The sequence below is a fragment of the Umezawaea sp. genome, from assembly GCF_057122925.1.
This window is the reverse complement of sequence record NZ_DBNGPQ010000175.1, coordinates 23,465-29,808: the sequence shown is the minus strand read 5'-3', so window position 1 is coordinate 29,808 and position 6,344 is coordinate 23,465. Positions and strand designations below refer to the sequence as shown.

The following is a 6,344-nucleotide window of genomic DNA, read 5'->3' as shown; positions in this document are numbered from 1 at the left end:
CCGGACCGGTCCACGACCCCCGACCCGGCTCGCATATGCGCGCGATACGCCGCCCTCCCTAGGATCCGCCCGTGCGGGTGCTGATCGTGGAGGACGAGCCCTACCTGGCCGAAGCCGTCCGTGACGGTCTTCGGCTGGAGGCGATGGCCGCCGACGTCGCGGGCGACGGCGAGGCCGCCCTGGCGCTGCTCAGCGTCAACTCCTACGACCTCGCGGTCCTCGACCGCGACATCCCCGGCCCCTCCGGCGACGAGGTCGCCCGGCGCATCGTCGCGTCCGGCAGCGGCATCCCGATCCTCATGCTCACCGCCGCCGACCGGATCGACGACAAGGCGTCCGGGTTCGAACTCGGTGCCGACGACTACCTCACCAAGCCCTTCGACCTCCGCGAACTCGTGCTCAGGCTGAGGGCCCTCGACCGCAGGCGCGGCCACAGCAGGCCACCCGTGCGGGAGATCGCGGGCCTGCGGGTCGACCCGTTCCGCCGCGAGGTCTACCGCGACGGCCAGTACGTCGCGCTCACCCGCAAGCAGTTCGCCGTCCTCGAAGTCCTCGTCGCCGCCGAGGGCGGTGTCGTCAGCGCCGAGGAACTGCTGGAGCGGGCCTGGGACGAGAACGCCGACCCGTTCACCAACGCCGTGCGCATCACCGTCTCGGCGCTGCGCAAGCGCCTCGGCGAACCCTGGATCATCGCGACCGTGACCGGCGTCGGCTACCGCATCGACACCGGGCGCGGGGGAGCGGGCGGTGGATAGGGAACCCGGTCTGAGCGTCCGCCTCAAGCTGACCCTCAGCTACGCCGGGTTCCTCATGCTCGCGGTCACCCTGCTGCTCGCCGTCGCGGGCGTCTTCTACTTCGGCGGCCTGCCCGCCGACGCGATCTACTCCACCGGCAGTTTCATGATCAACCGCACCTCGATCGTCCGCGCCTTCCTGCCGTTCCTGGCCTTCGCCATGGCGGCCCTGCTCGTGTTCGGCCTCGTGGGAGGGTGGGTCCTCGCGGGACGGATGCTCGCCCCCCTGACCCGCGTCACCGAGGCCGCCCGCCTGGCCGGGACCGGGTCGCTCTCCCACCGGATCCGGCTGCCCGGCCCGGGTGACGAGTTCCGCGAACTCGCCGACGCCTTCGACGCCATGCTCGCGCGCCTCGAAGCCCACGTGGCCGAACAGCGGAGGTTCGCGGCCAACGCGTCCCACGAGCTGCGCACCCCGCTGGCGATCTCGAAGGCGCTCCTCGACGTCGCCCGCGGCGACCCCGAGGTGGACCGGGCGGAACTCGTCGAGCGCCTGCACACCGTCACCACGCGGGCGATCGACCTCACCGAGGCCCTCCTGCTGCTCAGCCGCGCCGACCGCGGCGGGTTCACCCGCGAACCCGTCGACCTCTCCCTGATCGCGGAGGAGGTCGCCGAGACGCTGCTCCCGCTCGCCGAACGGCGCGGGATCACCCTGGAGGTCACCGGCGGGACGACGCGGACCGCGGGCTCGGCGGCGCTGGTGCTGCGGATGATGACGAACCTCGTCCAGAACGCCGTCGTCCACAACCTCCCCGAGGGCGGCACCGTCGTGGTCCACACCGAGTCGCGGCACGGCGCGAGCGTGGTGCGGGTCGAGAACACCGGCCTCCCGCTCGCACCGGACCTGGTGCCGACCCTCACCGAACCGTTCCAGCGCGGGGCGGAGCGCGCGCGCACCGACGAGCACGGGGGCGTCGGCCTCGGGCTGGCCATCGTGCACAGCGTCGTCCGCGCCCACGACGGCACCCTCACCCTGGCGGCCCGCCCCACCGGCGGTCTCCTCGTCACGATCCGGCTCCCCGGTCTCCGGCTGCCCCACGGCGGTCCCACCGCCGACCCCTGGCACCGCGGATGAGGCCGGTGGTCGGGTGCGCGGGCCGTCAGCGAGTCGTCGCGCAAGAATCGCGGGACGTGGCGGTCAGGGTTGGATATTCCGTCCGGACATCCGCCGGATCCGGTTTTGGTGGACGGGACTGATGGCGTCGAATAGACCGGGTGGTCACCTTTGGCATTCCCGGAGGGCGCCCGATCGCCCGAACTGCTCGTCATGACGCTGACCTGCGGAGATGTCGACGTGTCAGGCGGGTGCGACCTGGCTGAAAAAGCGTGTTTGCCCATGTCACGCGGCAGGTCGAGGCTCTGGGAACGGCATGATTACGAGTAAGGGCAGTATCGGATTGGTCTTGAAACAACGCGCTATCTAGGTTTTATTACGGAACGGGATCGATCCGTTACCTATTTGAATGTGGGCCGTTCTCGGGCGAACCGATATGCGATCGACGCCTGGTGGATCGCCGTCAATCGCGCGGACGTGTGGTATCGCGAGCGCCTGACCAGGGTGTTCGTCCTAGTGGTAGATCCATTCAGATGATGTGACCTGCGTTCTTCGTCTGCTGGCGATGCTCTTGTCCAGCGAACGGGTGGCTTTCACCGGATCTTTGTTCAGTAGATCGATCGCCGTCTGGTCATCGCCATGCTGATTAGCCCGTCCAGCGCAAATTCGGGCTCTGAACGGCACAAAGTTCGAAGGCGGGCGTTGCTTGGACAAGCGATGTGACGTATATCACACTGACCTTTTATTTCCGGGGAACTACCGTTGGGTAACTTTCGCCGCCCTGAGACCTGCGTCACGTCATGGGAGGACTCTTGCGACACCGTGCTGGGTTCTGCACGCCCGGAACACCGGCGGCGAACCCATGACCCTGCTTTCCGTCGTCGTGCCCGTGCGCAACGAGGAGTCGCGCCTGTCGACCACGCTGGCCGCGCTCACGACGGCGCTCGCCGCCACCCGCGAGCCGTGCGAGGTCGTCGTGGTCGACAACACCAGCACCGACCGCAGCGGCGAGGTCGCCCGCGGGCACCGGTCCGGACCGGTCCCGGTGCGGCTGATCCGGTGCGACCAGCCGGGGAAGGGCGCCGCGGTCCGGACCGGGGTGCTGCGGACCGACAGCCGCTACGTCGGCTTCTGCGACGCGGACCTGGCGACCGACATGGCGGCGCTGGTGCCGACGCTGCGGTTCCTGCGCACCGGCGTGAACGTGGTCGTCGGGTCGCGGGCGCACCCGAACTCGATCGTGCGGGCGAGGCACACCCAGATCCGCCAGGCGGGCGCGTGGGCCTTCCGCCACGCGGCGGGCTCGATCGTGCCGGGCGTCGGCGATACCCAGTGCGGCTACAAGTTCTTCGACCGGTGCACCGCCGACGCGATCTTCCAGCCGCTGCGCACGCCGGGGTGGGCCTTCGACGTCGAACTGCTCGCCAGGGCGCAGCGGATCGGCGCGATGATCGTCGAGCTGCCGGTGAGCTGGACCGACGTGCCGGGCTCCACGTTCCGCCCGATGCGGGACGGCTACCGCAGCTTCGCCGCGCTCGCCAGGATCCGGGCGATCCTCGGCGCGGAGAAGCCCCGCGCCGCCGTGCCGGTCATGACACCCGTGGCGGAGGTGGCCTGAGTGCGACCACCGCTCAACGGTGCGCGGGTGGTAGTGGTGAACTGGCGCGACCGGGGGCACCCGCTCGCCGGTGGCGCCGAGGAGTACGCCGCCCGGATGGCGGACGCGATGACCGCGGCGGGCGCGCAGGTCACCTTCCTCACCGCCAGGGGTGAGGGGCAGGACCGGGGCGACGGTGCGACCGTGCGCCGCGGCGGCCGGTGGACGGTCTACTTCTGGGCGCTGCTCTGGTTGCTGCGCAACCGGAGCAGCGTCGACCTGGTGATCGACTGCCAGAACGGGATCCCCTTCTTCAGCCCCCTGGTGGTCGCCAGGTGGACGAAGGTCGTGCTGGTGGTGCACCACGTGCACGACGCCCAGTTCGCCGTGCACTTCCCGCCGTGGCTGGCCAGGATCGGGTGCTGGCTGGAGGGTCCGGCCGCGCGCCGGGTCTACCGCCGCGCGGTCACGGTCGCGGTGTCGCGGTCGACCGTGCGGGCGATGCGCGAGCGCCTCGCCTGGCGCGGCCGGATCTTCGTGGTGCCCAACGGCCTCGACCGGCCGCCGCCCGTGGACGGCACGCGCTCCGAACAGCCGTCGCTGGTGTGCCTGGGCAGGCTCGTCGCGCACAAGCGGGTCGACCGGCTGATCGGGATCGTCGGCGCGCTGCGCGGACGCTGGCCCGGACTGCGCCTGCACGTGATCGGCCGGGGGCCGGAGGAGGCCGCGCTGCGCCGGGCCGCCGAGCCGTTCGGGGACGCCGTCGTGGTGCACGGCTACGTCGACGACTCGACGAAGAGCGCCCTGCTGCGGGAGTCCTGGCTGAACGTCACCCTGTCGGACGGCGAGGGCTGGGGACTGGCGGTGGTCGAGGCCGCCGCGCACGGCGTCCCGACCGTGTGCCGCGAGGTCGACGGCCTGCGGGACTCGGTGCGGCACGACGAGACCGGCTGGCTGGTGCCGGAGGGCGGGGACGTCGGCGGTGCCGTCCACGACGCGCTCTCGCTGCTGGCGCGGCCCGACGACGCCGAGGCCGTGGCCGACGCGTGCCGGGCGTGGGCCGCCCGTTTCGACTGGACCACCAGCGGGCGGATGTTCGTCTCCGCGGTGTCCGGGCTGCTCGACAGTACAACCGCGGGCCGCGTCGGTGGCCCCGCTCCTGAGGAGGACCTTTGCGACGCGTTGTGACCTTAGTCTTGCTCGGACTCGGCGTGTTCGCGATCGCGACCGGGCTGTTGCTGCGGTTCTACGCCTATCCGGCGCTCGCCAAGATCCCGCACGACCCCAAGACGTCCGCGGTGGCCCAGGGCAGCGGCATCACCGCGCTCGTCTACGTGGAGAAGAACGGGGCCCCGACGCAGCCGGAGATCCGCCGGAACCTCAGCCTCACGTCGAGCACGTTCGTCTCCGGAGACATGCGGGCACCGGAGGTCAAGGCGGACAGCCGGGTGACCTCGTGGGTGGAGGCCACCCGCATCACCGAGGACCGGGACGGGCTCACGCTCAGCGCGAGCGTGCGCGAACTCTGCCTGGACCGGTACTCCGCGGAGGCCGTCGCGCCCTGCACCACGCAGTACGTCCAGAAGACCAAGGAGGCGGGCAAGGACACGAAGGTGCCAGGCACCCGCGGCCAGCCGCAGTTCCCCGGTCTGAACTTCAAGTTCCCGTTCCAGACCGAGAAGCGGACCTACCCCTGGTACGACACGGGGGTCGGCAAGCAGGTCGACGCCACGTTCGACGGCGAGGACCAGGTGCAGGGCCTGCCGGTGTACCGGTTCACGGTGTCGGTACCGCCCACCGACATCGACGGCAGGCAGGTGCCGGGCTCGCTGGTCGGCAAGCCCGACGCGACGGTCGCGGTCCGGCTGCACTACCAGGTGGACAAGACGATGTGGATCGAGCCGGACACCGGCGCGCTGATCAAGGTGCGCCAGTCGGTGAAGCAGGAGCTGCGCGGTCCGGACCAGGGCGCGGGTCGCGGCACCACCGTGTTCGACGGAACGCTGGAGCTGAACCAGAAGACGGTCGACGCCAACGTGCGGGCGGCCGAGGCGAACAAGTCGCGGTTGTGGCTGCTGACCGGTCTTCCGGTGGTCCTGTGGATCGCGGGAGGCGTCCTGCTGGCCGCCGCCGCCGCGCTGACGCTCGTCGGCCGCCGGTCACGGCACTAGGCGTTCTTCCGCAGCACCAGGACGAGGTTCCAGGACACGACCTCGCGGACCACGGGAACGCGCACGACCCAGGTCGCCCACCACGGGTGGTACCGGGGGAGTGCGCGTTCCAGGCGCGCGTCCGGGTGGGTGCGCGCCCAGCGCAGCGCCGAGCCGACGGACACCGCGAAGAGGCTCTCGCCGTACCGGTTCTTGGGCTCGCGGCCGTTGCGGGCCAGGAACCTGCGGCGGGCGCGGTGGCCGCCGAGGTAGTGCCACGGCGAGGTTTCGTGGCCGCCCCACGGGGAGTACCACGGCGTGAACGACAGGAACACCGTCCCGCCGGGCTTCGTCACGCGCACCATCTCGTCGAGCATCGCGCGGGGTTCGTCCACGTGCTCCAGCACGTTCGACGAGTAGCAGATGTCCACAGAGGACGTTCGAACGGGCAGTCGTGTGCCGCTGGCCCGGATCATGCCCTCGGAGTGCGCGCCGCGGGCCGACAGCTCGCCGACGTCCGGGTCGAGGCCGACGTAGTGGGCGCCCGCCGCGCGGAACGCGTCGGCGAAGTAGCCGGGGCCACCGCCGACGTCGAGCAGGCTGCGGCCCGAGAGGGGCGTGAACCCGGCGAGCTGCCCGGCGGAATCGGCGGCCAGCAGCCGGTAGAAGGCGTCCCGGTCGGTCTGCTCGTCGCGGAAGGCCTTGAACAGGCGGACTGACCGGTCCAGCGTCGCTCGGCTCGGCAC

The 6,344-nt window shown here is 71.1% G+C and carries 6 protein-coding genes; 5 read left to right on the top strand and 1 reads right to left on the bottom strand.

Features of this window, described 5'->3' with window-relative positions; genetic code table 11:
• The first annotated feature begins 71 nt into the window (after positions 1–71).
• From AC156L_RS38890 to pgfA, 5 genes are all read left to right on the top strand, one after another.
• Positions 72–755, top strand: coding sequence for a response regulator transcription factor (locus AC156L_RS38890; RefSeq protein WP_330876113.1), 684 nt, complete (start codon positions 72–74; stop codon positions 753–755).
• Positions 748–1,872 (top strand): sensor histidine kinase, encoded by a 1,125-nt coding sequence (locus AC156L_RS38885; RefSeq protein WP_330876111.1) that lies wholly within the window; start codon positions 748–750, stop codon positions 1,870–1,872. The genes AC156L_RS38890 and AC156L_RS38885 overlap by 8 nt, the downstream gene beginning before the upstream one ends.
• 841 nt (positions 1,873–2,713) lie before the next feature.
• Positions 2,714–3,469, top strand: a complete 756-nt coding sequence (locus tag AC156L_RS38880) for a glycosyltransferase (RefSeq protein WP_330876110.1) — start codon at positions 2,714–2,716, stop codon at positions 3,467–3,469.
• Positions 3,470–4,636: a glycosyltransferase family 4 protein gene (locus tag AC156L_RS38875; RefSeq protein WP_330876109.1), complete on the top strand. Its 1,167-nt coding sequence runs from the start codon at positions 3,470–3,472 to the stop codon at positions 4,634–4,636.
• Positions 4,633–5,619 (top strand): cell envelope lipid trafficking protein PgfA, encoded by a 987-nt coding sequence (gene pgfA / locus AC156L_RS38870; protein ID WP_330876108.1) that lies wholly within the window; start codon positions 4,633–4,635, stop codon positions 5,617–5,619. Before AC156L_RS38875 ends, pgfA begins: the two co-directional genes overlap by 4 nt.
• Here the strand turns inward: pgfA and AC156L_RS38865 are convergent.
• Positions 5,616–6,344: a class I SAM-dependent methyltransferase gene (locus AC156L_RS38865; protein WP_330876107.1), complete on the bottom strand. Its 729-nt coding sequence runs from the start codon at positions 6,342–6,344 to the stop codon at positions 5,616–5,618. The genes pgfA and AC156L_RS38865 overlap by 4 nt on opposite strands.

Bases quoted from the DNA above. Each gene is read 5' to 3' on its own strand.
- AC156L_RS38880 (WP_330876110.1), top strand. From the start codon at position 2,714: ATGACCCTGCTTTCCGTCGTCGTGCCCGTGCGCAACGAGGAGTCGCGC.